Source organism: Streptomyces venezuelae (assembly GCF_008642375.1).
Lineage (GTDB): Bacteria > Actinomycetota > Actinomycetes > Streptomycetales > Streptomycetaceae > Streptomyces > Streptomyces venezuelae_G.
This window is the reverse complement of the sequence record NZ_CP029194.1, coordinates 1,714,611-1,736,235: the sequence shown is the minus strand read 5'-3', so window position 1 is coordinate 1,736,235 and position 21,625 is coordinate 1,714,611. Positions and strand designations below refer to the sequence as shown.

The 21,625-nt window shown below is 72.1% G+C and carries 22 protein-coding genes; 13 read left to right on the top strand and 9 right to left on the bottom strand.

All coding sequences use genetic code 11. From position 1 onward, the window contains the following. Positions 1-16 precede the first annotated feature (16 nt). Genes DEJ46_RS07680 through DEJ46_RS07665 form a run of 4 tightly spaced genes read left to right on the top strand, consistent with a single transcriptional unit; the run spans position 17 to position 4,629 of the window. Entirely contained in the window at positions 17-859 is an 843-nt protein-coding gene (locus DEJ46_RS07680) for a nitrilase-related carbon-nitrogen hydrolase (RefSeq protein ID WP_150264797.1), read from the top strand. Further along, positions 856-2,136, top strand: a complete 1,281-nt coding sequence (locus DEJ46_RS07675; protein ID WP_150264796.1) for an aspartate aminotransferase family protein — start codon at positions 856-858, stop codon at positions 2,134-2,136. The genes DEJ46_RS07680 and DEJ46_RS07675 overlap by 4 nt, the downstream gene beginning before the upstream one ends. Before the next feature lie 28 nt (positions 2,137-2,164). Beyond that, positions 2,165-3,568: a dihydropyrimidinase gene (hydA, locus tag DEJ46_RS07670; protein ID WP_150264795.1), complete on the top strand. Its 1,404-nt coding sequence runs from the start codon at positions 2,165-2,167 to the stop codon at positions 3,566-3,568. Between the two features lie 47 nt (positions 3,569-3,615). Beyond that, complete coding sequence (locus DEJ46_RS07665; RefSeq protein ID WP_150264794.1) at positions 3,616-4,629, top strand: TIGR03842 family LLM class F420-dependent oxidoreductase; 1,014 nt, start codon at positions 3,616-3,618, stop codon at positions 4,627-4,629. Here the strand turns inward: DEJ46_RS07665 and DEJ46_RS07660 are convergent. Together DEJ46_RS07660 and DEJ46_RS07655 are read right to left on the bottom strand one after the other, a co-directional pair. Further along, positions 4,610-4,927, bottom strand: a complete 318-nt coding sequence (locus DEJ46_RS07660; protein WP_411757728.1) for a zinc-binding dehydrogenase — start codon at positions 4,925-4,927, stop codon at positions 4,610-4,612. The two genes, DEJ46_RS07665 and DEJ46_RS07660, sit on opposite strands and share 20 nt — an antisense overlap. A gap of 102 nt (positions 4,928-5,029) precedes the next feature. After that, positions 5,030-5,989, bottom strand: a complete 960-nt coding sequence (locus DEJ46_RS07655) for an SMP-30/gluconolactonase/LRE family protein (protein WP_150264793.1) — start codon at positions 5,987-5,989, stop codon at positions 5,030-5,032. Positions 5,990-6,096: 107 nt separating this feature from the next. On the opposite strand from DEJ46_RS07655, the gene DEJ46_RS07650 reads away from it, so the two are divergent. Both DEJ46_RS07650 and DEJ46_RS07645 read left to right on the top strand, forming a co-directional pair. After that, positions 6,097-6,549 carry an Lrp/AsnC family transcriptional regulator gene (locus DEJ46_RS07650; protein WP_150264792.1) on the top strand — a complete coding sequence of 151 codons (453 nt, stop codon included), beginning with the start codon at positions 6,097-6,099 and terminating at the stop codon, positions 6,547-6,549. A 270-nt stretch (positions 6,550-6,819) separates the two neighbouring features. Continuing rightward, complete coding sequence (locus DEJ46_RS07645) at positions 6,820-8,370, top strand: NCS1 family nucleobase:cation symporter-1 (RefSeq protein ID WP_150264791.1); 1,551 nt, start codon at positions 6,820-6,822, stop codon at positions 8,368-8,370. Here the strand turns inward: DEJ46_RS07645 and DEJ46_RS07640 are convergent. From DEJ46_RS07640 to DEJ46_RS07630, 3 genes are all read right to left on the bottom strand, one after another. After that, positions 8,324-9,112, bottom strand: coding sequence for a serine protease (locus DEJ46_RS07640; protein ID WP_150264790.1), 789 nt, complete (start codon positions 9,110-9,112; stop codon positions 8,324-8,326). The two genes, DEJ46_RS07645 and DEJ46_RS07640, sit on opposite strands and share 47 nt — an antisense overlap. Before the next feature lie 146 nt (positions 9,113-9,258). Further along, on the bottom strand, positions 9,259-10,149 hold the full coding sequence (locus DEJ46_RS07635) for a hypothetical protein (RefSeq protein WP_150264789.1): 891 nt from the start codon (positions 10,147-10,149) through the stop codon (positions 9,259-9,261). 32 nt (positions 10,150-10,181) lie between these two features. Beyond that, positions 10,182-11,249, bottom strand: coding sequence for a biotin/lipoate A/B protein ligase family protein (locus DEJ46_RS07630; protein ID WP_150264788.1), 1,068 nt, complete (start codon positions 11,247-11,249; stop codon positions 10,182-10,184). Between the two features lie 111 nt (positions 11,250-11,360). Here DEJ46_RS07630 and DEJ46_RS07625 point away from each other — a divergent pair, with 111 nt between their 5' ends. The 6 genes from DEJ46_RS07625 to DEJ46_RS07600 all read left to right on the top strand — a co-directional run bounded on the left by DEJ46_RS07625 (position 11,361) and on the right by DEJ46_RS07600 (position 17,258). Next, the gene (locus DEJ46_RS07625; RefSeq protein ID WP_150264787.1) at positions 11,361-12,197 is read left to right on the top strand and encodes an inositol monophosphatase family protein; all 837 of its coding nucleotides are present in this window, start codon (positions 11,361-11,363) and stop codon (positions 12,195-12,197) included. An 81-nt stretch (positions 12,198-12,278) separates the two neighbouring features. Further along, complete coding sequence (locus DEJ46_RS07620; RefSeq protein WP_150274213.1) at positions 12,279-13,682, top strand: phytoene desaturase family protein; 1,404 nt, start codon at positions 12,279-12,281, stop codon at positions 13,680-13,682. A gap of 9 nt (positions 13,683-13,691) precedes the next feature. After that, on the top strand, positions 13,692-14,312 hold the full coding sequence (locus DEJ46_RS07615; RefSeq protein ID WP_150264786.1) for an L-threonylcarbamoyladenylate synthase: 621 nt from the start codon (positions 13,692-13,694) through the stop codon (positions 14,310-14,312). A gap of 109 nt (positions 14,313-14,421) precedes the next feature. Further along, a complete protein-coding gene (locus DEJ46_RS07610; protein ID WP_150264785.1) occupies positions 14,422-15,186 on the top strand; it encodes a metallophosphoesterase in 765 nt (254 codons plus the stop codon). Positions 15,187-15,268: 82 nt separating this feature from the next. Continuing rightward, on the top strand, positions 15,269-16,747 hold the full coding sequence (locus DEJ46_RS07605) for a DNA-3-methyladenine glycosylase 2 (protein WP_150264784.1): 1,479 nt from the start codon (positions 15,269-15,271) through the stop codon (positions 16,745-16,747). Positions 16,748-16,757: 10 nt separating this feature from the next. Next, positions 16,758-17,258 (top strand): methylated-DNA--[protein]-cysteine S-methyltransferase, encoded by a 501-nt coding sequence (locus tag DEJ46_RS07600; RefSeq protein ID WP_150264783.1) that lies wholly within the window; start codon positions 16,758-16,760, stop codon positions 17,256-17,258. Positions 17,259-17,266: 8 nt separating this feature from the next. Here DEJ46_RS07600 and DEJ46_RS07595 read toward each other — a convergent pair whose 3' ends face one another. Next, complete coding sequence (locus DEJ46_RS07595) at positions 17,267-17,986, bottom strand: SIR2 family NAD-dependent protein deacylase (protein WP_150264782.1); 720 nt, start codon at positions 17,984-17,986, stop codon at positions 17,267-17,269. Positions 17,987-18,049: 63 nt separating this feature from the next. On the opposite strand from DEJ46_RS07595, the gene DEJ46_RS07590 reads away from it, so the two are divergent. After that, positions 18,050-18,253: a type II toxin-antitoxin system VapB family antitoxin gene (locus DEJ46_RS07590; protein ID WP_150264781.1), complete on the top strand. Its 204-nt coding sequence runs from the start codon at positions 18,050-18,052 to the stop codon at positions 18,251-18,253. 22 nt (positions 18,254-18,275) lie between these two features. Here the strand turns inward: DEJ46_RS07590 and DEJ46_RS07585 are convergent, their stop codons facing one another. From DEJ46_RS07585 to DEJ46_RS07575, 3 genes are read right to left on the bottom strand one after another with little or no spacing between them, the layout of a single operon-like run. Further along, complete coding sequence (locus tag DEJ46_RS07585) at positions 18,276-18,770, bottom strand: NUDIX domain-containing protein (protein ID WP_150264780.1); 495 nt, start codon at positions 18,768-18,770, stop codon at positions 18,276-18,278. Beyond that, a complete protein-coding gene (locus DEJ46_RS07580) occupies positions 18,767-19,855 on the bottom strand; it encodes an ADP-ribosylglycohydrolase family protein (RefSeq protein WP_150264779.1) in 1,089 nt (362 codons plus the stop codon). Before DEJ46_RS07580 ends, DEJ46_RS07585 begins: the two co-directional genes overlap by 4 nt. Position 19,856: 1 nt before the next feature. Then, entirely contained in the window at positions 19,857-21,548 is a 1,692-nt protein-coding gene (locus DEJ46_RS07575) for a BCCT family transporter (protein ID WP_150264778.1), read from the bottom strand. Positions 21,549-21,625: the final 77 nt, after the last annotated feature.

Sequence of the window (21,625 nt, the reverse complement as noted above, 5' to 3'; positions counted from 1 at the left end):
GCCGAAGGAGCAGCTCATGACCGACGTCGTACGCGCCGCGCTCGTCCAGGCGACCTGGACCGGCGACACCGAATCCATGATCGCCAAACATGAGGAGCACGCCCGGGAGGCCGCCCGGCAGGGCGCCAAGGTGATCGGCTTCCAGGAGGTGTTCAACGCCCCCTACTTCTGCCAGGTCCAGGAGCCCGAGCACTACCGCTGGGCCGAGCCCGTCCCCGACGGCCCGACCGTCAGCCGGATGAAGGCCCTCGCGAGGGAGACGGGGATGGTGATCGTCGTCCCCGTCTTCGAGGTAGAGGGCGAGGGCTTCTACTACAACACCGCGGCCGTCATCGACGCCGACGGCACCTACCTCGGCAAGTACCGCAAGCACCACATCCCGCAGGTCAAGGGCTTCTGGGAGAAGTACTACTTCCGCCCGGGCAACGCCGGCTGGCCGGTCTTCGACACCGCCGTCGGCAAGGTCGGCGTCTACATCTGCTACGACCGTCACTTCCCCGAGGGCTGGCGCCAACTCGGACTCAACGGAGCCCAGTTGGTCTACAACCCCTCGGCCACCTCGCGCGGCCTCTCCTCCTACCTCTGGCAGCTGGAACAGCCCGCAGCCGCCGTCGCCAACGAGTACTTCGTCGCCGCGATCAACCGCGTCGGCCAGGAGGAGTACGGCGACAACGACTTCTACGGCACCAGCTACTTCGTCGACCCGCGCGGCCAGTTCGTCGGCGAGGTCGCCTCCGACAAGACCGAGGAACTCGTCGTCCGCGACCTCGACTTCGGCCTCATCGAGCAGGTGCGGCAGCAATGGGCCTTCTACCGGGACCGCCGCCCCGACGCGTACGACGGGCTGGTGCAGCCGTGAGCAGCCTCTTCGACCGGCACAAGGCCGTCATCCCCGACTGGGTCGCGCTCTACTACAAGGATCCCGTCGAGATCACCCACGGCGAGGGCCGCCACGTCTGGGACGCCGACGGACGCAAGTACCTCGATTTCTTCGGCGGCATCCTCACCACCATGACCGCCCACGCCCTGCCCGAGGTCACCAAGGCCGTCGCCGAGCAGGCCGGGCGGATCATCCACTCGTCCACGCTCTACCTCAACCGGCCCATGGTGGAGCTCGCCGAGCGGATCGCCGGCCTCTCCGGCATCCCCGACGCCCGCGTCTTCTTCGCCACCTCGGGCACCGAGGCCAACGACACGGCCCTGCTCCTGGCCACCGCGTACCGCCGCTCGAACCAGATCCTGGCGATGCGCAACAGCTACCACGGCCGCTCCTTCTCCACCGTCGGCATCACCGGCAACCGCGCCTGGTCGCCGACCGGCCTCTCCCCGCTCCAGACGCTGTACGTGCACGGCGGCGTCCGCACCCGTGGCCCCTATGCCCAGTACAGCGACGAGCGGTTCATCGAGGCCTGCGTCGCCGATCTCGAAGACCTCCTCGGCCACACCCGGGACGTCGCCGCCCTCATCGCCGAACCCGTCCAGGGCGTCGGCGGCTTCACCTCCCCGCCCGACGGCCTGTACGCCGCCTTCCGGCGCGTCCTCGACCGGCACGGCATCCTCTGGATCGCCGACGAGGTGCAGACCGGCTGGGGCCGCACCGGCGACCACTTCTGGGGCTGGCAGGCCCACGGCCAGGCCGGACCGCCCGACATCCTCACCTTCGCCAAGGGCATCGGGAACGGCATGTCCGTCGGCGGCGTCGTCGCCCGCGCCGAGATCATGAACTGCATCGACGCCAACTCCATCTCCACCTTCGGCGGTTCGCCGATCACCATGGCCGCGGGCCTGGCCAACCTCTCCCACCTCCTGGAGCACGACCTCCAGGGGAACGCCCGCCGCGTCGGAGGCCTCCTCATCGAGCGCGTGCGGGCCGCGGCGGCCGGTGTGGACGCCGTGCGGGAGGTACGGGGCCGCGGCCTCATGATCGGCATCGAACTCACCGAGCCGGGCACCGACCGCGCCGACCCGGAGGCGGCCTCCGCCGTCCTGGAGGCGGCCCGGGAGCGCGGCCTGCTCATCGGCAAGGGCGGCGGCCACAACACCAGCACCCTGCGCATCGCCCCACCGCTCTCGCTCACCGTCGCCGAGGCCGAGGAAGGCGCCGCGATCCTCGAAGAGGCGCTCGGAGTCCTGTAGTCCACCCTTTCTCAGGCAGGAGAGTCCCGTGAGCACCCGTACCCTCGTCCGGGGCGGTCTCGTCGTCACCGCCGCCGACGAACTCCACGCCGACGTGCTGATCGAGGACGGCCGGATCGTCGCCCTCGCCGCCCACGGTTCGGACGTGGCGGCCGGCTGGACCGCCGACCGGACCATCGACGCCACCGACCGCTACGTGCTGCCCGGCGGCGTCGACGCCCACACCCACATGGAGCTGCCCTTCGGCGGCACCGCCGCCTCCGACACCTTCGAGACCGGCACCCGCGCCGCCGCCTGGGGCGGCACCACCACCATCGTCGACTTCGCCGTCCAGACCGTCGGTCAGAGCCTGCGCGAGGGACTCGACACCTGGTACGCCAAGGCCGACGGCAACTGCGCGATCGACTACGGCTTCCACATGATCCTCTCCGACGTGAACGAGCACACGCTCAAGGAGATGGACCGCCTCGTCCAGGAGGGCGTGAGCTCGTTCAAGCTCTTCATGGCATACCCGGGCGTCTTCTACTCGGACGACGGCCGGATCCTGCGCGCCATGCAGCGCTCCGCCGACAACGGCGGGCTGATCATGATGCACGCCGAGAACGGCATCGCCATCGACGTCCTCGTCGAGCAGGCGCTCGCCCGCGGCGAGACCGACCCCCGCTACCACGGGGAGGTCCGCAAGGTCCTCCTCGAGGCCGAGGCCACCCACCGCGCGATCCAGCTCGCCCGGGTCGCCGGCGCACCGCTCTACGTCGTCCACGTCTCCGCCGAGGAGGCGGTCGCCGAGATCGCGGCCGCCCGCGACAAGGGGCTGCCCGTCTTCGGCGAGACCTGCCCGCAGTACCTCTTCCTCTCCACCGACAACCTCGCGGAGCCGGACTTCGAGGGCGCCAAGTACGTGTGCAGCACCCCGCTGCGTCCGAAGGAGCACCAGGCGGCGCTCTGGCGCGGCCTGCGGACCAACGACCTCCAGGTGGTCTCCACCGACCACTGTCCCTTCTGCTTCGTCGGCCAGAAGGAGCTGGGCCGGGGGGACTTCTCGAAGATCCCCAACGGTCTGCCCGGCGTGGAGAACCGCATGGACCTCCTCCACCAGGCCGTCGTCGACGGGCACATCACGCGGCGCCGCTGGATCGAGATCGCCTGCGCGACCCCGGCCCGGATGTTCGGCCTCTACCCGCAGAAGGGCACCATCGCGCCCGGCGCGGACGCGGACGTCGTCATCTACGACCCGCACGCCACCCAGGTGCTGTCGGCCGAGACCCACCACATGAACGTCGACTACTCGGCGTACGAGGGGAGGACGGTCACCGGCCAGGTGGAGACGGTCCTGTCGCGCGGCGAGGTCGTCATCGACCAGCGCAAGTACGTCGGCCGCGCCGGCCACGGCACGTTCGTGCCCCGCTCCACCTGCCAGTACCTGGGCTGAACCACCCCGGAACCTCACCGCACCGACTTGAACTTGGAGGTCCCCGCGTGGACTTCGGACTCGTCCTGCAGACCGACCCGCCCGCCTCGCAGGTCGTCGGCCTGATGCGCCGGGCGGAGCGCAACGGCTTCCGCTACGGCTGGACCTTCGACTCCGCCGTGCTGTGGCAGGAGCCGTTCGTCATCTACAGCCAGATCCTCGCCAACACCACGAAGCTGCACGTCGGCACGATGGTGACCAACCCGGGGACGCGGACCTGGGAGGTGACGGCCTCCACCTTCGCCACCCTCAACGACATGTACGGCAACCGGACCGTCTGCGGCATCGGCCGCGGCGACTCCGCCATGCGCGTCGCCGGCCGCAAACCCAACACCCTGGCCCGTCTCGGCGAGGCCATCGAGGTCATCCGCGATCTGGCGGAGGGCCGCGAGGCGGAGGTGGACGGCAATCCGGTCCGCATCCCCTGGATCAAGAACGGCAAGCTGCCGGTCTGGATGGCCGCGTACGGACCCAGGGCCCTGGCCCTCGCGGGCCAGAAGGCCGACGGCTTCATCCTCCAGCTCGCCGACCCCTTCCTGACCGAGTGGATGGTCAAGGCGGTGCGGCAGGCCGCCGCCGACGCGGGCCGCGACCCCGACGCGCTCACGATCTGCGTCGCCGCCCCCGCCTACGTCACGGCCGACTACTCGCCCCAGGCCCTGGCGCACGCCCGGGACCAGTGCCGCTGGTTCGGCGGCATGGTCGGCAACCACGTCGCCGACCTGGTGTCCAAGTACGGGGAGCACTCCTCGATGGTCCCCGAGGAGCTGACGGCGTACATCAAGGACCGGCAGGGCTACGACTACTCCCACCACGGCCGCGCCGACAACCCCGACACCACGTTCGTCCCCGACGAGATCGTCGACCGCTTCTGCCTCCTCGGCCCCGCCGAGGCCCACATCGACAAGCTCCGCCATCTCAAGGACCTGGGCGTCGACCAGTTCGCCGTCTACGACATGCACGACAACCGCGAGGGCACCATCGACGCCTACGGCGCCGAGATCATCCCCGCCTTCCGCTGACGGCCGGCGCGGGCGCCAGGCGTTCGAGGGCGGAACGGACCGGAGCCCAGGAAACGGTCAGTAAGATCTTGCCGGTCGTACGGCCCGTCTCGCCCAGGGCGTGGGCCCCGGCCGCGTCGGCGAGCGGGAAGACGGCCTCGATGTGGGCGCGCAGGGAACCGGCGGCGGCCAGCTCGGCGACGGCGTTCATGCCGGCGTGGTCGGCCTCGACGAGGAGGTTCTCGACGCGGACCTCGCGGGCCGCGGCCTTCGCGACCTCGTCGGGGTCGGTGCACGGCAGGAGGGCGTACCGCCGCACCTTCCGGGGCGCCGCCGATCCGGCGAGGTGAGCCCGGCTCGGCCCGCCCCCCCGCCGCCCGCCCGCGGACGGCGAAGGCGTGGTGACGGGCCGACCGGGAGTTCACCGAGGTGCCGGCTGCAGCCAGGGTCGTCGTCCCGGTCCGGTCGGGTGCGAGCCGGTGACACCCATGACCACCGAGTACAGACTGGTCTCCGCGGTGATGAAGAGGCGGTTGCGCTTGGCGCCGCCCCAGGAGATGTTGGCGACCGCTTCGGGGACGTTCAGGCGGCCGATCAGGGTGCCGTCGGGGTCGTAGCAGTGCACTCCGTCGTCCATCGCGGCGGCCCAGAGCCGGCCGCCGTCGTCGAAGCGGAGGTTGTCGAAGCGGGCCCTGCCACGGGCCCCGGCCTCGGCGAAGACCTTGCCCTCGGACAGGGTGCCGTCGTCGCGCACGTCGAAGACCCGGATGAAGCCGGCCCGGGTGTCGGAGACGAACAGCTGTCGCTCGTCGGCCGAGAAGACCAGGCCGTTCGGCGCGCCGAAGCAGTCAGCGACCAGGCGCACTTCGCCCGTCGCCGGGTCGATCCGGTAGACGTTGTTGGAGCCGATCTCGCTCTCCGCGCGGTACCCCTCGTAATCGCTGGTGATGCCGAAGTCCGGGTCGGAGAACCAGATCGAGCCGTCGGACTTCACCGTCGCGTCGTTCGGGCTGTTCAGGCGCTTGCCCTGCCAGTGCTCGGCCAGCACGGTGAGGGTGCCGTCGTGTTCGGTCCGGGTCACCCGGCGGTTTCCCTGCTCACAGGTGATCAGCCGGCCCTCGCGGTCGAGGGTGTTGCCGTTGGTGTGCCCTGCGGAGCGGCGGAAGACGCCGACCGAGCCGGTCTCCTCGTCCCACCGCAGCATCCGGTCGTTGGGGATGTCGCTCCAGACCACCTGGCGCCAGGCCGGCACGTAGATCGGCCCCTCGGCCCAGCGGCAGCCGGTGAACAGGACCTCCAGCGCTTCGTCACCGTTCATGCACCTCCCGGTACGGAACCGGTCGTCCAGCATCTCGTACAGCCCCGGGCGCTCGCCGCTCATGGAGTCCACTCCTCACGAATCCTGCCACGTACCGAATCTGAATCGGCATCAGGTGCATGTTGCAAGATGAGGTACTGTTCTGGCCAGTCGATTCCGAATGGAGAGTTGTGGATCACATCGATCGGGCCCTGCTGGCCCAGCTCCAGCAGGACGCCACCCAGCCCTACGCCGCGCTCGGTCAGGCCGTCGGCCTGTCGGCCGGTGCCGCCCACGAGCGGGTACGGAAGCTGCGCGAGCGCGGCGTCATCCGGCGCACCACGGTCGAGGTGGACCCCGCCGCCGTGGGCAGCGCCGTCCTGGCCTACGTCATGGTCGACTCGACGTCCTGGATGGGTGATTCGGCGCAGGACTTCGCCGCACTCCCCGAGATCCTGGAGGCGCACGTCATCGCCGGCAGCGCCTCCGTGCTGGTGAAGGTCAGGACCGCGACCACCGAGCAGCTGCAGGATGTGCTGCGCCGCATCTACGCCATCGACGGCGTAAGCGGAACGCAGGCCACGGTGGTCCTGGAGACCTTCTTCGAGCGGCCGCTCTCACCGCTGACCGCCGACCGGCCGTGACCACCCCCGCCCGGACGCCCGCCCCCCGGACACGAGCGACATCCGGACTCTGGACGGGCCCGGTCGCCGCTCCCGCCGTCGAGTTCGGTGGCAACCGAGGACTACCCCGCGCGTCACGTCGAGTGGGACAATCGGTCACCCACTCCTTCTCCTTGGCCACAATCAGTTCTTGACAGTGCGCCATGGAGCCCTACCGGTATGGCACCCCCCTCGCCCTTCCCCGGGCGACACCTCGTTCCGTCCTCCCCGCCGAACGAAGGGTTCCTCCGTATGACCGCAACCGTCCCCCCGGGAAGACCGGGAAGTCCTTCCGGACCCGCCGCCGTCGACGGCCGGATCGAACTCGCACCCGGCACCGCTCCCGCGGACCCCCGCTTCGTCAACGACGACCTGCTCCCCGTCCCCGTCGCCGAGCGCCGCTGGACCACCTACAACTTCGCCGCCCTCTGGGTCGGCATGGCCCACAACATCCCCTCCTGGATGCTCGCCTCCGGTCTCGTCGCCCTCGGCATGGACTGGAAGCAGGCCGTCCTCACCATCGCCCTCGCCAATGTCATCGTCCTGCTGCCGATGCTCCTCACCGGGCACGCCGGACCCAAGTACGGCATCCCCTTCCCCGTCCTCGCCCGCGCCTCCTTCGGCCTGCGCGGCGCCAACCTGCCCGCCCTCATCCGGGCCGGCGTCGCCTGCGCGTGGTTCGGCATCCAGACCTGGATAGGCGGCCAGGGCGTCTTCATCCTCCTGGACAAGGTCTTCGGCGGGAACTGGGCCGAGGCGTCGAGGATCGGCGGCCAGCCGTGGACCCTCTGGCTCTGCTTCGTCCTCTTCTGGGCCCTCGAACTGGCCATCATCTACCGGGGCATGGACGCCCTCCGCCGCTTCGAGAACTGGGCCGCGCCGTTCGTGATCGTCGGCGCGCTCGCCCTTCTCGTCTGGATCACGGTCAAGGCCGGCGGCCTCGGCCCGCTCCTCGACCAGCCCTCCCGGCTCGGCTGGGGCGCGGACTTCTGGCCGGTCTTCTTCCCGGCCCTCATGGGCATGATCGCCTTCTGGGCGACGCTCAGCCTCAACATCCCCGACTTCACACGCTTCGGGGCGGGGCAGCGGGCCCAGGTGTGGGGCCAGACCCTCGGCCTGCCCACCACCATGACCCTGTTCGCGCTGCTCTCGGTGCTCGTCACCTCCGGCTCGCAGGCCGTGTACGGCGCGCCCGTCTGGGATCCGGTGGCGCTCGCCGCCAAGGCCGACAACGTCTTCGGCCTGCTCTTCGCCCTGGTGACCGTCGTCGTCGCCACCCTGTCGGTCAACATCGCGGCGAACGTCGTCTCCCCGGCCTACGACCTCGCCAACCTGGCGCCGAAGTTCGTCGACTTCCGTACGGGCGCGCTGATCACCGGGGTCGTCGGCGTCCTCATCATGCCCTGGAAGCTCACGGCCACCCCCGAGCTCTACATCTTCACCTGGCTCGGTCTGGTCGGCGGCCTCCTCGGCACGGTGGCCGGCATCCTGATCGCCGACTACTGGCTCGTCCGCCGCACCGCCCTCGACCTCGAAGGGCTGTACCGGGCCGACGGACCGTACTGGTACCGGGGCGGCTGGAACCCGGCGGCCGCCCTCGCGTTCGCGGTCGGCGGCGTCCTCGCCGTCGGCGGCTCCCACTCGGCCCCGGGTACCGGCCCCTTCCCCGAGGACGGTCTCGTCCCGCTCCTCGAGCCGCTCGCCGACTACGGCTGGGCCGTGGGCCTCGCCGCCTCCCTGCTCCTCTACACCGCCCTCATGAGGAGGCGGGGCGCTGCCCCGTCGTCCGCCCGATCCAGCTGAGATAGGACCAGACACGGGTGTTCACGGCAGGGGTGTCGGTCGCGCACCCCTTCCCGTAGGAGACCAGGCCGACCAGGTACGGCTTCCGCCCGACCTTGCGGACCAGGGGGCCGCCGGAGTCGTACAGGCAGGTGTCCCGCCCCGGCGCGTAGGTGCAGATCTGCGGGGAGGCGACGTGCGACATGCCCCGGTCCACACAGGTCGGGTTGCTCATCGTGCCGAGGACCACGGTGCGCAGGACGTCGGAGGTCCGGCCGCCGAACGAGGTGGCGCCCCAGCCGGGCACCTCGACCTGCGTGTGGTCGAAGGTGCCGTGGGAGTACGGGGCGGGCAGCCCGACCGGGCTCACGCCGCGGTTGTACGCGACCGGTTCGGCCAGCCGGACGAGCGCGATGTCGTTCGCCTGGGTCGCCGGGTCGTAGTCGGGGTGCACGACGAACCGTTCCGGCGTCGCCATGAGGGTGTACGGGCTGTCCTCCCCGGTCGTCAGGTCGTGGTCGCCGAGGAGGACGCCCACCCGCGCGGTGCTGCTGTAGGAGCCGGTCAGGCAGTGGGCGGCGGTCAGCACGTACCGGTCGCCGACGAGCGCCCCGCCGCACATCACCCGCTGCTCGGCGAGGTCCACGAGCCCCGCCATGAACGGGTACTGGTGCGGCGTCGCCTCCTGCCCTCCGACGATCGCCTGCGCCGGGACGGGGCCGAGCGGGCTCAAGGCCAGCACCGCCCCTGTGACCGTGGCCATGAGCCTTCTCATCCGTCCCACGAGATCTCCGAACTGTCCGGCGGCGGTTTCCCGGGGCCGGCGGCGGCATGCGGAGACGTTTCCTCTGCCCGTCACCACGGCCTGTTCCGGCCCGTCCGGACTTCAACGATCAAGGCGGGACGCGGTCACCGCTCCGCGTCGGGGGCCCAGCCCGGGACGTGCGCGGCCACCGCCGCGTCCCAGCCCGCGGGTCCGCCGGGGAAGGGCCAGGCGCGGGTCACGGCCGGGGTCTGGTCGATCGACCGGAGCGTGTTCGCGAACTGTCGGCTCACGTGCGCGACGCGGGTCGGGCCGAGCGGTCCGTCCAGAGCGGCCACCCGGCGCTCGTACTCCGCCACGGGCCGTTCCGCCCAGAGCGCGATCCGGGCGGCGTCCATGGCCCGGGAGAGGAGCAGGACCCGAGGGCGGCCGCCCTCCGCGAGCGCCGCCGTCAGCCGGTCGTGGCCGTCGAGGACGACGGGGGAGTTGAGCCCGCTGATCCACCACCCGAACACCGGCGGCAGGACCCCCTCCCGGTACTGGCGGCGGTACGCCTTCACCCGGGGCGCCTCCCGGTGCGACAGGGCCCGCAGCGGCAGCAGGTCCCGCGCGTCCTCGTCGGGGTCGCCGTACCCGAACCACGTGAGGTGGCCCCGGTCCGGGTCGTGGGCGAGAAGTTTCGGCCAATTGCGGTCCACGAACCAGCGGTCCGCGTCCGGGGCGAGATGCCACTCGCCCTCGTGGAGCGGCCCGTCGTCCGCCGCGCGCAGCGCCGCACCGCCGTGCGCGGCCCAGCGCTCCGTCCACTCCTCCGAGCCGGGCTCCGCGAACTCGGCGACTGTGCGGGCCAGTTCCGCCCGCAAGGGCGCCAGCGGCGAGACGTACCGGCCCGTCCGCGCGTAGTGCAGCCCGTACCAGGTGACCCGCTGCCGGGCGAACAGCACGGGAACCCCGCCCTGCATCAGCACCAGCCGCCGCCCGTCGGCGCTCTCCATCCGCAGGCCGGGCTTCACGGGACCCTCGACACGCATCAGCATGCCGACAGCCTAGGCAGCCGGCACCAAGGGCGTTACGGCACCCGGGCCGTCCACTCCGCCGTGCCGAACTTCGTCTCAGCCAGCTCCTTCGCCCGCGTCAGCTCGTCCTCCGTGAGACCGCCCTCCGACAGGCCGTACCGGCCGCGGAAGGAGGCGACCATCCGCTCGATCACGGCCTCGCGCGGCAGCCCCGTCTGCCGCCGCAGCGGGTCCACCCGCTTCTTCGCGCTCCTCGTGCCCTTGTCGGAGAGCTTCTCGCGGCCGATCCGCAGCACCTCCGTCATCCGGTCCGCGTCGATGTCGTACGCCATCGTCACGTGGTGCAGGACCGCTCCGCCGCCCCCGACCATCCGCTTCTGCGCCGCGCCCGCGATCTTCCCCGCGTCCGTCGCGATGTCGTTCAGCGGCTGGTACCAGGCCTTGATCCCCATGTCGCCGAGCGCGCCGAGCACCCAGTCGTCGAGGTAGGCGTAACTGTCCGCGAAGGAGAGCCCCTGCACGAGTGCGTCGGGCACGGAGAGCGAGTACGTGATCGTGTTGCCCGGCTCGATGAACATCGCGCCGCCGCCGCTGATCCGGCGCACCACCTGGATCCCGTGCCGCTCCGCGGCCACCGGGTCGACCTCGTTGCGCAGGGACTGGAAGCTGCCGATCACCACCGCCGGCGCCCCCCACTCCCAGATGCGCAGCGTGGGCGGACGGCGCCCGGCCGCCACCTCGGCCGTCAGGACCTCGTCGAGGGCCATGTGCAGGGCGGGCGGGCGCGGCGGCTCGTGGATCAGCTGCCAGTCGTAGTCGGTCCAGTCCGTTGCGTGCGCGAGGGCCCGCCGGACCGCCACCCCGACGCCCTCGGCGGTCAGCCCGAACATCTGCGTGTCCGGCGGGAGGGCCGCGTCGATCCGGGCCGCGAGCCCGGCGGCGTCCGTGTCGGCCGGAGCGCCCTCCAGGGCCCGGTCGATCGCCAGGATCGCCTCGTCGGGCTCCAGGAAGAAGTCACCCGCGACCCGGACGTTGCGCAGGGCGCCGTCCTCGGTGTCGAGGTCGACGACCACCAGCTTGCCGCCGGGGACCTTGTACTCGCCGTGGAACGCGCCGTGCACGGAACCTCCCTGTCGGTAAGGGGTGAACTCGGCCAAAGGGTACTCCTCAGGAGAACAGCGGGTGACAAGCGCGGCATTCCGGTTGTCAGCGCCCCGTGCTTAGCTGGAGGCATGATCGAAGACTTCCTTGAGCACATCCTCGGCGGCCGTACGACCGAGGTGGAGGAGGCGGTCCGCAAGGCGGCCGCCGCCGAGATCATGCCGCGCTTCCGGCAGCTCGCCGCCCACGAGGTCCTGGAGAAGAGCGGGCCGCACGACCTGGTCACCGTCGCCGACCGGTCCGCCGAAGCCCACCTCACCGCCTCGCTGACCGCGCTGCTGCCCGGCTCGGTCGTCGTCGGCGAGGAGGCCGTCGCCGAGGACCCCGCGGTGTACGAGGCGGTGCGCGGCGACGCCCCCGTCTGGATCGTCGACCCGGTCGACGGCACCCGCCAGTTCGTGAACGGCGACCCCGCCTTCTGCACGCTCGTCGCCCTCGCCGTCCGCGGCGAGCTCCTCGCCTCCTGGACCTTCGCCCCGGCGCTGGACGAGATGGCGGTCGCCGTACGAGGCCGCGGCGCCACGCTCAACGGGCAGCCGATACGGTCGGGTTCGCCGGCTGCCGGCGCCGTCCTTGAGGTCGCGGCCTCCCACCCCGACTACACCACCCCGGACCAGAAGAAGGCCCTGCTCGGCCTCCGGGTCGAGGGCGTGGCGCCGCGCCCGTGCGGCTCGGCCGGACTCGAGTACCTGTCCGTGGCCCGCGGCACGCTCGACGCCACCGCCTTCTCCTGGGAGTACGCCTGGGACCACGCGGCCGGACTGCTTCTCGTCGCCGAGGCGGGCGGCGCGCAGACGACGATCGCGGGGGAGCCGTTCCGGATCATCGGAGGGAACGCGCTGCCGTTCACCGCGGCCAGGGACGCGGCGACCGCCGAGCGGATCCGGCGTCTCCTCGGGGGCGTGTGAGGCGGCGGCGACCACCGGCCTATCCTGAGAGCCCTGGCCATCGGCTGACGAAGGAGTCCGAAGGTGACGAACGAGACGTCGATGCTCGATGCCGTCGTCGTGGGGGCGGGGCCCAACGGACTCACCGCGGCCGTGGAGTTGGCCCGGCGCGGCTTCTCCGTCGCCGTCTTCGAGGCGAAGTCCACGGTGGGCGGCGGCGCCAGGACCGAGGAGCTCACCCTTCCCGGTTTCCGCCACGACCCCTGCTCCGCCGTGCACCCCCTCGGCGCCGGCTCGCCCGTCTTCAAGACGATGCCGTTGCAGCGGTACGGCCTGGAGTGGCTCCACCCCGAACTGCCCATGGCCCACCCGTGGGACGACGGCACCGCCGCCGTCCTCGCCCGCTCCGTCGCCGAGACCGCCGCCTCCTTCGGACCGCGCGACGCCGGCGCGTACCGCCGGCTCGTCGCCCCCTACCTCGGCAAGTGGGACACCCTCGCACGGGACTTCATGCAGCTGCCGCTCACCGCACTGCCCCGCGACCCCCTCACCCTCGCCCGCTTCGGAATCGACGGACTGCCGCCCGCCACCTGGCTCATGCGCCGCTTCCAGGACGAGAAGGCCCGCGCGCTCTTCGCCGGCCTGGTCGGCCATGTCATCGCCCCGCTCGGCGGCTTCGCCACCGGAGCCGTCGGTCTCGTCTTCGCGCTCGCCGCGCACGCGGGCGGCTGGCCGATGCCCCGGGGCGGCTCGCAGTCGATCTCCGACGCCCTCGCCGCGTACCTGAAGGACCTCGGCGGCGCGGTCCACACCGACTTCGAGGTGAAGCGGCTCGACGACCTGCCGCCCGCCCGCGCCTATGTGTTCGACACCTCGCCCACCGCTCTCGCCCGGATCGCCGGCTTCGGCGGGCACTACGACCACTACCGGTACGGCGCCAGCGCCTTCAAGATCGACTACGCGCTCGACGGCCCCGTGCCCTGGACCGCCGAGGAAGCCCGGCGCGCCGGCACCGTCCAGGTCGGCCCCACCGCCGGCGAGATCGACACCGCCCTGCACCAGGCCTCCTCCGGCACCGCCCCCGACGCCCCCTTCCTCATCACCGCACAGCCCAGCCTCGTCGACCCCTCCCGCGCCCCCGAGGGGAAGCACGTCTTCTGGGCCTACGGACACGTGCCGAACGGCTGGCGCGGCGACCTCACCGACGCCATCGAGCGGCAGATCGAGCGCTTCGCACCCGGCTTCCGCGACCGCGTCCTCGCCCGCGCCACCGCCGGACCCGCCGAACTCGCCGAGCGCAACGCCAACTACATCGGCGGCGACATCGCCTGCGGAGCCGCCCGAGGACTCCAGCTCGTGCTGCGCCCCACCCTCTCGCTCCACCCCTACGCGACCCCGCACCCGGCCGTCTTCCTCTGCTCCTCCGCCACCCCGCCCGGCCCCGGAGTCCACGGCATGTCAGGGCACAACGCGGCGAAGGCTGTCTGGCGACGGCTGCGAAAATAGACTGCCCCCATGGCCAAGTACTTCGACGTGCACCCCGACAACCCCCAGCCGCGCACCATCGGCTCGGTGGCGGACAGCATCCGGAACGGGGCGCTCGTCGCGTACCCGACCGACTCCTGCTACGCCCTCGGCAGCCGACTGGGCAGCCGCGACGGCATCAGCCGCATCCGGACGATCCGCGACCTCGACGACCGGCACCACTTCACGCTCATGTGCGAGAACTTCGCCCAGCTGGGCCAGCTCGTCCAGATCGACAACGACGTCTTCCGCGCGATCAAGGCCGCGACCCCGGGGCCGTACACCTTCATCCTGCCCGCCACCAGGGAAGTGCCGCGCCAGCTGCTGCACCCCAAGAAGAAGACGGTCGGCGTCCGCATCCCCGATCACGTCGTCACCCAGGCCCTCCTCGCGGAGCTCGGCGAACCCCTGCTCTCCAGCACCCTGCTCCTGCCCGACGAGGCCGAACCCCTCACCCAGGGCTGGGAGATCAAGGAGCGCCTCGACCACCAGGTGGACGTGGTCGTCGACTCCGGCGACTGCGGCACCGAACCGACCACCGTCGTCGACTTCTCCAGCGGCGAGCCCGAGATCGTCCGGCGCGGCGCGGGGGACACCACGCGGTTCGAGTAGGGACCACCGGAATCGGTCCACCGCTCACGGACCGGCCCTTACGGTCAGGACCGTGAGCGCCTACGGTCGTGCAGGCAACCGCAAGCCGAGCCGAGGAGGACCGATTCCCGTGATCGTCATCGCCCAGGTCAGCGACATCCATGTCGACAGGGGACAGCGCAGCGCCGACCGCACCCGCGCGGTCATGCGGTACCTGGAGGACCTGCCGTACGACCTGGCGGCCGTCCTCGTCACCGGGGACATCGCCGACCACGGGACGGCGGACGAGTACGCCCTCGTCCGGGAGCTGCTGAACTCCCGTCACCCGCTGCTCGTCTGCCCCGGCAACCACGACGACCGCGCCGCCTTCCGGAAGGTCCTCCTCCCCGAGGACGCCGAGGCCCGCCCCTCCGCGCCCGTCAACCAGGTCCTCCGGGGCGAGGGCTTCGTGGTGGCCCTCTGCGACTCCTCGGTGCCGGGCAAGGACGAGGGGTACCTGGAGGACGAGACCCTGGAGTGGCTGGACGGCGTCCTCGCCGCCACCCCGCACGAGATCCCCGTCCTCGTCGCCTTCCACCACCCTCCCGTCCCGCTCCACACCCCGTACGTGGACGAGATCCGGCAGTTCGGCGCGGAGCGGCTCGCCGCCCTCGCCGACCGCCACCCCCACCTCAGGGGCTTCCTCGCGGGCCACGCCCACACGGCGGCGGCCACCACCTTCGCCGGGCGCCCGCTGCTCGTGGCACCCGGCGTCGTCTCCACCATCCGCCTCCCCTGGGAGAACCCGGGCCCGGACTCCCCGCACGTCCACCGCGACCTGCCGCCCGCGCTCGCCTTCCACATCCTCGACGAGGACGGCGGGCTGACCACCCACTACCGGACCGTCACCGTCTGACCCAGTGGGGCGGGCGGAGGGCCACGACGTCCATGTCGTTTTTTCGCCAGCCCGCGAGCCGTCCGTCCCCGATCCTGGAACCATGCACACCGAAACCGAGCGCTGCGTGCGGGCCGTCCAGTCGAAGGACGCCCGCTTCGACGGCGTGTTCTTCACCGCCGTCCGCACCACCCGGATCTACTGCCGGCCCAGCTGCCCGGTCGTCCCGCCCAAGCCCGAGAACATGGAGTTCCACCCCAGCGCCGCGTCCTGCCAGCGCGCCGGGTTCCGGGCATGCAAGCGGTGCCGGCCCGACACCAGCCCCGGCTCGCCGGAGTGGCACGTCAGGGCGGACGCCGTCGCCCGCGCCATGCGCCTCATCCAGGACGGCGTCGTCGACCGGGAGGGTGTCCCCGGACTCGCCCGGCGGCTCGGCTGGTCCACCCGCCAGATCGAGCGCCAGCTCCTCGCCGAGCTCGGCGCCGGACCCCTCGCCCTGGCCCGCGCCCAGCGTGCCCAGACCGCCCGGGTCCTCATCGAGACGACCCCGCTGCCGATGGGCGAGATCGCCTTCGCGGCGGGCTTCTCCTCCATCCGCACCTTCAACGACACCGTCCGCGAGGTCTTCGGCCTCACCCCCGGGGAGCTCCGCACCCGCGCCGCCCGCGCCCGCCCCGAGAAGACCGCGGCCGCCCCCGGGGTCATCAGCCTCCGGCTGCCGTTCCGCGCCCCCCTCGAACCGTCCAACCTCTTCGGCCACCTCGCCGCGACCGCCGTCCCCGGCGTCGAGGAATGGCGTGACGGCGCCTACCGGCGGACGCTGAGCCTCCCGTACGGACACGGCATCGTCGGCCTCACGCCCCGCGCCGACCACATCGCCTGCCGGCTCTTCCTCACCGACCCGCGCGACCTCACCCACGCGATCAGCCGCTGCCGCAGGCTCCTCGACCTCGACGCCGACCCCGTCGCCGTCGACGACCGGCTCCGCACGGACCCGCTGCTCGCCCCGCTCGTCGAAGCGGCGCCCGGCCGCCGCGTGCCCGGAACGGTCGACCCCGCCGAGTTCGCCGTACGGGCCGTCCTCGGCCAGCAGGTCTCCACCGCCGCCGCCCGCACCCACGCGGCCCGCCTGGTCACCGCGTACGGCACGCCCGTCGACGACCCCGAGGGCGGCCTCACCCACCTCTTCCCCGGCTCGCAGGCGCTCGCCGCGCTCGACCCGGAGAGCCTCGCCCTGCCCCGCAGCCGCCGCACCACCCTCCTCACTCTCGTCGAGGCGCTCGCGGACGGCTCGCTCACCCTCGGCCCCGCCGACGACCGCGAGGAGGCCCGCGCCCGGCTCCTCGCCCTGCCCGGCTTCGGCCCCTGGACCACCGAGATCATCGCGATGCGCGCGCTCGGCGACCCCGACGCCTTCCCCCCCGGCGACCTCGGCATCCGCCGCGCCGCCGAAGGCCTCGGCCTGCCCGGCACCCCCGCCGCACTCACCGCCAGGGCCGCCGACTGGCGACCCTGGCGCGCCTACGCCGTCCAGTACCTCTGGGCCACCGACGACCACCCGATCAACCACCTGCCCGCCTGAGGAGCCCCTCGTGCCCACCGTCCAGCACACCGTCGTGGACAGCCCCTACGAGCCGCTGACCCTCGTCGCCGTCGACGGCGTCCTCAGCCGCCTCCACATGACGGGTCAGCGCCACCGCCCGCCGGAGGAGACCTTCGGCGAACCCGACCCCCGCCCCTTCGGCGAGGCGATCCGCCAGCTCGACGCCTACTTCGCCGGGGAGCTCACCGAGTTCGACCTCCCGCTCCACCTGGTCGGCACCCCGTTCCAGCTGCGGGTCTGGGACGAGCTGTGCCGCATCCCGTACGGGGAGACCCGGACGTACGGCGAACTGGCCGAGGCCCTCGGCAACCCCAACGCCTCCCGGGCCGTCGGCCTCGCCAACGGCAAGAACCCGGTGGGCATCGTCGTCCCCTGCCACCGCGTGGTCGGCTCGGGCGGCAGCCTCACGGGCTACGGTGGCGGCCTCGACCGCAAGCAGCGCCTGCTCGCCCTGGAGGCGGGGGCGCAGGCACCCGCCGCCCTCTTCTAGGAACGCGTCTACCGGAGCCGGTCGAGCAGCGCGGGCAGCGCCGTACCGATCGGCTCCCGTACGACCTCGTCGGCGACGGGGTCGTACGGAGTGGGCTCGGCGTTCACGATGATCAGCCGGGCGCCGTGCTCGGCCGCGATCCCCGCGAGGGAGGCCGCAGGCTGGACCTGGAGGCTGCTGCCGACCGCGACGAACACCTCCGTGGCCTTGGCGATCGACATCGCCTGGCCGAGCAGCACCGGATCGAGCCGCTGTCCGAACATGACCGTCGCCGACTTCAGGATCCCGCCGCACACCCGGCAGTCCGGGTCGTCCTCACCGGCCCGCACCCGGTCCAGCGCCTCCGCCATCGACGAACGGGCGTGGCAGGCCGTGCACACCACCGACCGCGCCGAGCCGTGGAGTTCGAGGACCTTCCGCTCCGACACCCCGGCGGCCTGGTGCAGTCCGTCCACGTTCTGCGTGATCACCCGTAGCGCGTTGCCGCTCGTCCGCTCGTACTCCGCGATCGCGCGGTGCGCCACGTTCGGCTCGGCCTTCAGGACCGGACCGTCGAGCCGCATCCGCCACGAGCGGCGGCGGATCTCCGGGTCGGCCATGTACGGCCCGTAGGTGACGAGCCGCTCGGCCTCGGGGTCCTTCCGCCACACGCCGTTGGGCCCCCGGTAGTCGGGGATGCCCGAGTCCGTCGAGATACCGGCTCCGGTGAGAATTGCGACCATCGTCATACGCCCAAACTAGGCACTGCCGAACCGCCCCGCGAACGGGTTTTCCGGTGCTGCCTTCCCGGCATGGCCAAGGTGAACATCGCGCTCGACGCCGAACTCGTCGTGGAAGTCATGGTCCTCGCAGGGGTCGGCAACCCCCAGGACGCCGTGGAGGCCGTCGTCCGTGACTACATCGCGCGGGGACACCGCACCGAGGCCCGGGTCGCCGGCCGCGACGAACCGCACCGCACCGGCGAACTCCTGCCGCCCGAGCCCCCGCAGGGCTGACGGGGCGGCACGGGGTCCCGATTCAGCCGCGCGCGGGGTGACCGTTCTCCAGCTCCACCGGCCCCCGGGCGCCCGCCAGGACGTCCAGCGCGGCGAGGACGCGCCGGCCCAGGCTGCCCGGCAGGTGGGCGGTGACCTCCTCGCGGCCGATCAGCTTCCAGGAGAGCAGCTCCTCCTCCTGGAGCCGGATCTCCGCGAACCGCTCCTCGGCCAGCACCCCGCCGTCGTACACGTACGCCACGACCGGCGGCCGCGCCGTGCCGTGCGACCAGTCCAGGGCGAGCAGCGGGCCGAGCTCCACATCGAGGCCGATCTCCTCCGCCGTCTCCCGTCGGGCGGCCTGCCGGGGCGTCTCGCCGCCGTCCGACTCGATCGTGCCGCCGGGCAGGGTCCAGCCCTCGCGGTAGTTGGGCTCCACGACGAGGACCCGGCCCTCCGGGTCCCGGAAGAGAGCGGCGGCGCCGGCCAGCACACGGGGGAGGCCGGCGATGTACGTGGCGTAGTCGGTAGTGGTCATTGCGTCAGCGTAGGGCCTGTCCGGCGGATCACGGCCAGCCGCAGCGTCCGCTCGGCCAGTTCACCGATCCGCACGCCGTCGTAGCCGAAGACCGCGCTGCTCACCCGGTCCCGCAACGGCTCCGACCACTGCGGCGGGATCGCCGCCGCCCCGCACATCACGCCCGCGACCGAACCCGCCGTCGCGCCGTTGGAGTCAGTGTCCAGGCCGCCGCGCACGGTCAGCGCGATCGTGCGGGTGAAGTCCCCCTCGCCGTACAGGAGCCCGGCGGTCAGGACCGCCGCGTTCGGGACGGTGTGGATCCAGCCGAGCCCCGCCGTCCGCTCCGCCAGCTCGTCGAGCGTCTCGGACCAGCCGAGCCCCGCTTCGTACAGGGCGATCGTGCCCCGCACGGTCCTGGCGAGCCGGCTGCTCGCCGGGATCCGCTCCAGACCCGCCTCCAGGACCGACCGGACGTCGGGCGCGGTGAAGGCGGCGGCGATCAGCGCAGCCGCCCACATCGCCCCGTACACGCCGTTCCCCGTGTGCGAGAGGACCGCGTCCCGACGGGCCAGCGAGGCCGCCCGCCGCGGATCCCCCGGACACGTCCAGCCGTAGACGTCGGCCCTGATCAGCGCGCCGATCCACTCCTGGTACGGATTGTCGTACGTCGCGGTCAGCGGCGGCCGCAGCCCGTTCGCGAGGTTGCGGTAGGCGACCCGCTCGGCCGTGAAGGTCTGGAGGTACGGCAGCCGCAGCAGCCACTCCTCGCCGACCTGCTCGGTCGTGAAGGCGAAGCCGCGCGTCTCCAGGAGGTGCAGCCCGAGGACCGACCAGTCGACGTCGTCGTCCCGGCAGCTCCCGTCGATCCCGCCGCGCACGCACCGGGGCCACTCGGGGCGCAGCTCGAAACCGGTCGCCCCGGGCGGCGGGGGCGGCAGGTAGTCGGTCAGCGGGAGCGCGTCGGTGAGCCGGAGGTACGCGTCGATGTGCTCCCGCGTCCAGTGGTCGCCGCGCTCCACGGGCTTGCCCAGCATGTTCCCGGCGATGCGGCCCGTCCAGCCGCCCAGGATCCGGTCGGCCAGTTCTCCGTGAGCGAGTGCCACGTCAGCCCTCGCCCTCGGGGGGTTCGCCGTCGGCACGGGCCTTCGCGGCCCGGCGGAGCCGGTGGTGACGGTCCCCGGCCTGCTCCGTCATCGCCTCGCCGACCAGCGTCCGCACCGCGTCCCGCAGCCCGTGCAGCGCGTGATGCCGGACGGGGCCCGCGCCCGGGTCCTCCCGCAGCTCCTTCAGGAGCGCGAAACACAGCGCGAGCATGACCACCACGAACGGCAGCGCCACCAGGATCGTCGCCGTCTGGAGCGAGTTCAGCCCGCCGACGACGAGCAGCACCGCCGCCACCGCCGCCATGAGCACGCCCCAGGTCACCACGAGCCAGGTCGGCGGGTGGAGCGAGCCACGGCTCGTCAGCGAGCCCATGACCAGCGAGGCCGAGTCCGCGCTCGTGACGAAGTACGTCATCACCAGGATCATCGCGATCACCGAGGTGACCGTGCCGATCGGCAGCGCCTCCAACATCGCGAACAGCGAGGCCTCCGCCCCGTCCTTCAGCGCCGCCGCCAGGTCCGCCGCGCCCGTCGACTGCAGCCGGATCGCCGTGCCGCCCATGACGCAGAACCACACCACGGTCGCGCCGGAGGGCACGAGCAGGACCCCCATCAGGAACTCGCGGATCGTCCGGCCGCGCGAGATGCGGGCGATGAAGGTGCCGACGAACGGCGCCCAGGACAGCCACCACGCCCAGTAGAAGATCGTCCACACACCCAGCCAGCCGGCGTCGGTGAAGGCGCCGGTCCGGCTCGCCATCGGCAGCAGCTGGTGCAGATAGCCGCCGACCGAGGCCGGGATCGTGTCCAGGATGTAGACGGTCGGGCCGAGCAGGAAGACGAAGAGCATCAGACAGGCGGCGAGGACGATGTTCAGCGTGGAGAGCCACTTCACGCCCTTGTGGAGCCCCGAGAACGCCGACAGGACGAAGGCCGCCGACAGCGACACGATGACGATCAGCTGGGTGGAGGTCGAGGGCTCCACGCCCATCGTCAGGTTCAGGCCCTCGGCCACCTGGAGCGCGCCGAGCCCCAGGCTCGTCGCCGTACCGAAGACGGTCGCGAAGACCGCGAGCAGGTCGATCGCCTTGCCCGGCCAGGAGTTCGCCCGGCGCTCGCCCAGCAGCGGCACGAAGGCGGAGCTGAGCCGGTTGCCGCGGCCCTTGCGGAAGCCCGCGTACGCCAGGGCGAGGCCCGCGATGCCGTAGATCGCCCACGGGGTGAGCGTCCAGTGGAAGAACGAGTACTCCATCGCGGTACGGGCCGCCGCGCCGGACCCGGCAGGGACCCCGCTCGCCGGGGGAGGGCTGAGGAAATGCGTGAGCGGCTCCCCGACCCCGTAGAACATCAGACCGATGCCCATGCCGGCGCTGAACATCATCGCGATCCACGCGAGGTTCGTGAACTCGGGCTCCGAGTCGTCCGCGCCCAGCCTGATCCGGCCGAAACGGCTCAGCGCGATCACGACGCACAGCACGAGGAAGGTGTCCGCCGCGATCACGAAGAGCCAGGCGAAATTGGACAGCACCCACCGGAGCGCGGTGGACGACGCGCCGTCGAAGGAGTCCTCGCCCAGAGCCGCCCAGGCGACGACCGCCACGACGGCCGCGACCCCGATCCCGATGACCTTGCTGTCGGGCGCGTGCTGATCAGGCGGGGTACGTTCGATCGGTTGAGGCGGTTCTGTAGTCATGTGAACCCACTATGGTGCGGAATATCGCCTTATCAGGGGGTGGCACGCCGTCTGGCGGTACGGATAGGGTCTGCCCT

Coding starts and splice junctions, on each gene's coding strand:
- DEJ46_RS07605 (WP_150264784.1), top strand. CDS start 15,269: ATGCACACCGAAACCGAGCGCTGCGTGCGGGCCGTCCAGTCGAAGGAC.
- DEJ46_RS07620 (WP_150274213.1), top strand. CDS start 12,279: ATGCTCGATGCCGTCGTCGTGGGGGCGGGGCCCAACGGACTCACCGCG.
- DEJ46_RS07635 (WP_150264789.1), bottom strand. CDS start 10,149: ATGCTGATGCGTGTCGAGGGTCCCGTGAAGCCCGGCCTGCGGATGGAG.
- DEJ46_RS07645 (WP_150264791.1), top strand. CDS start 6,820: ATGACCGCAACCGTCCCCCCGGGAAGACCGGGAAGTCCTTCCGGACCC.
- DEJ46_RS07615 (WP_150264786.1), top strand. CDS start 13,692: ATGGCCAAGTACTTCGACGTGCACCCCGACAACCCCCAGCCGCGCACC.
- DEJ46_RS07575 (WP_150264778.1), bottom strand. CDS start 21,548: ATGACTACAGAACCGCCTCAACCGATCGAACGTACCCCGCCTGATCAG.
- DEJ46_RS07640 (WP_150264790.1), bottom strand. CDS start 9,112: ATGGCCACGGTCACAGGGGCGGTGCTGGCCTTGAGCCCGCTCGGCCCC.
- DEJ46_RS07625 (WP_150264787.1), top strand. CDS start 11,361: ATGATCGAAGACTTCCTTGAGCACATCCTCGGCGGCCGTACGACCGAG.
- DEJ46_RS07590 (WP_150264781.1), top strand. CDS start 18,050: ATGGCCAAGGTGAACATCGCGCTCGACGCCGAACTCGTCGTGGAAGTC.
- DEJ46_RS07585 (WP_150264780.1), bottom strand. CDS start 18,770: ATGACCACTACCGACTACGCCACGTACATCGCCGGCCTCCCCCGTGTG.
- DEJ46_RS07680 (WP_150264797.1), top strand. CDS start 17: ATGACCGACGTCGTACGCGCCGCGCTCGTCCAGGCGACCTGGACCGGC.
- DEJ46_RS07655 (WP_150264793.1), bottom strand. CDS start 5,989: ATGAGCGGCGAGCGCCCGGGGCTGTACGAGATGCTGGACGACCGGTTC.
- DEJ46_RS07595 (WP_150264782.1), bottom strand. CDS start 17,986: ATGACGATGGTCGCAATTCTCACCGGAGCCGGTATCTCGACGGACTCG.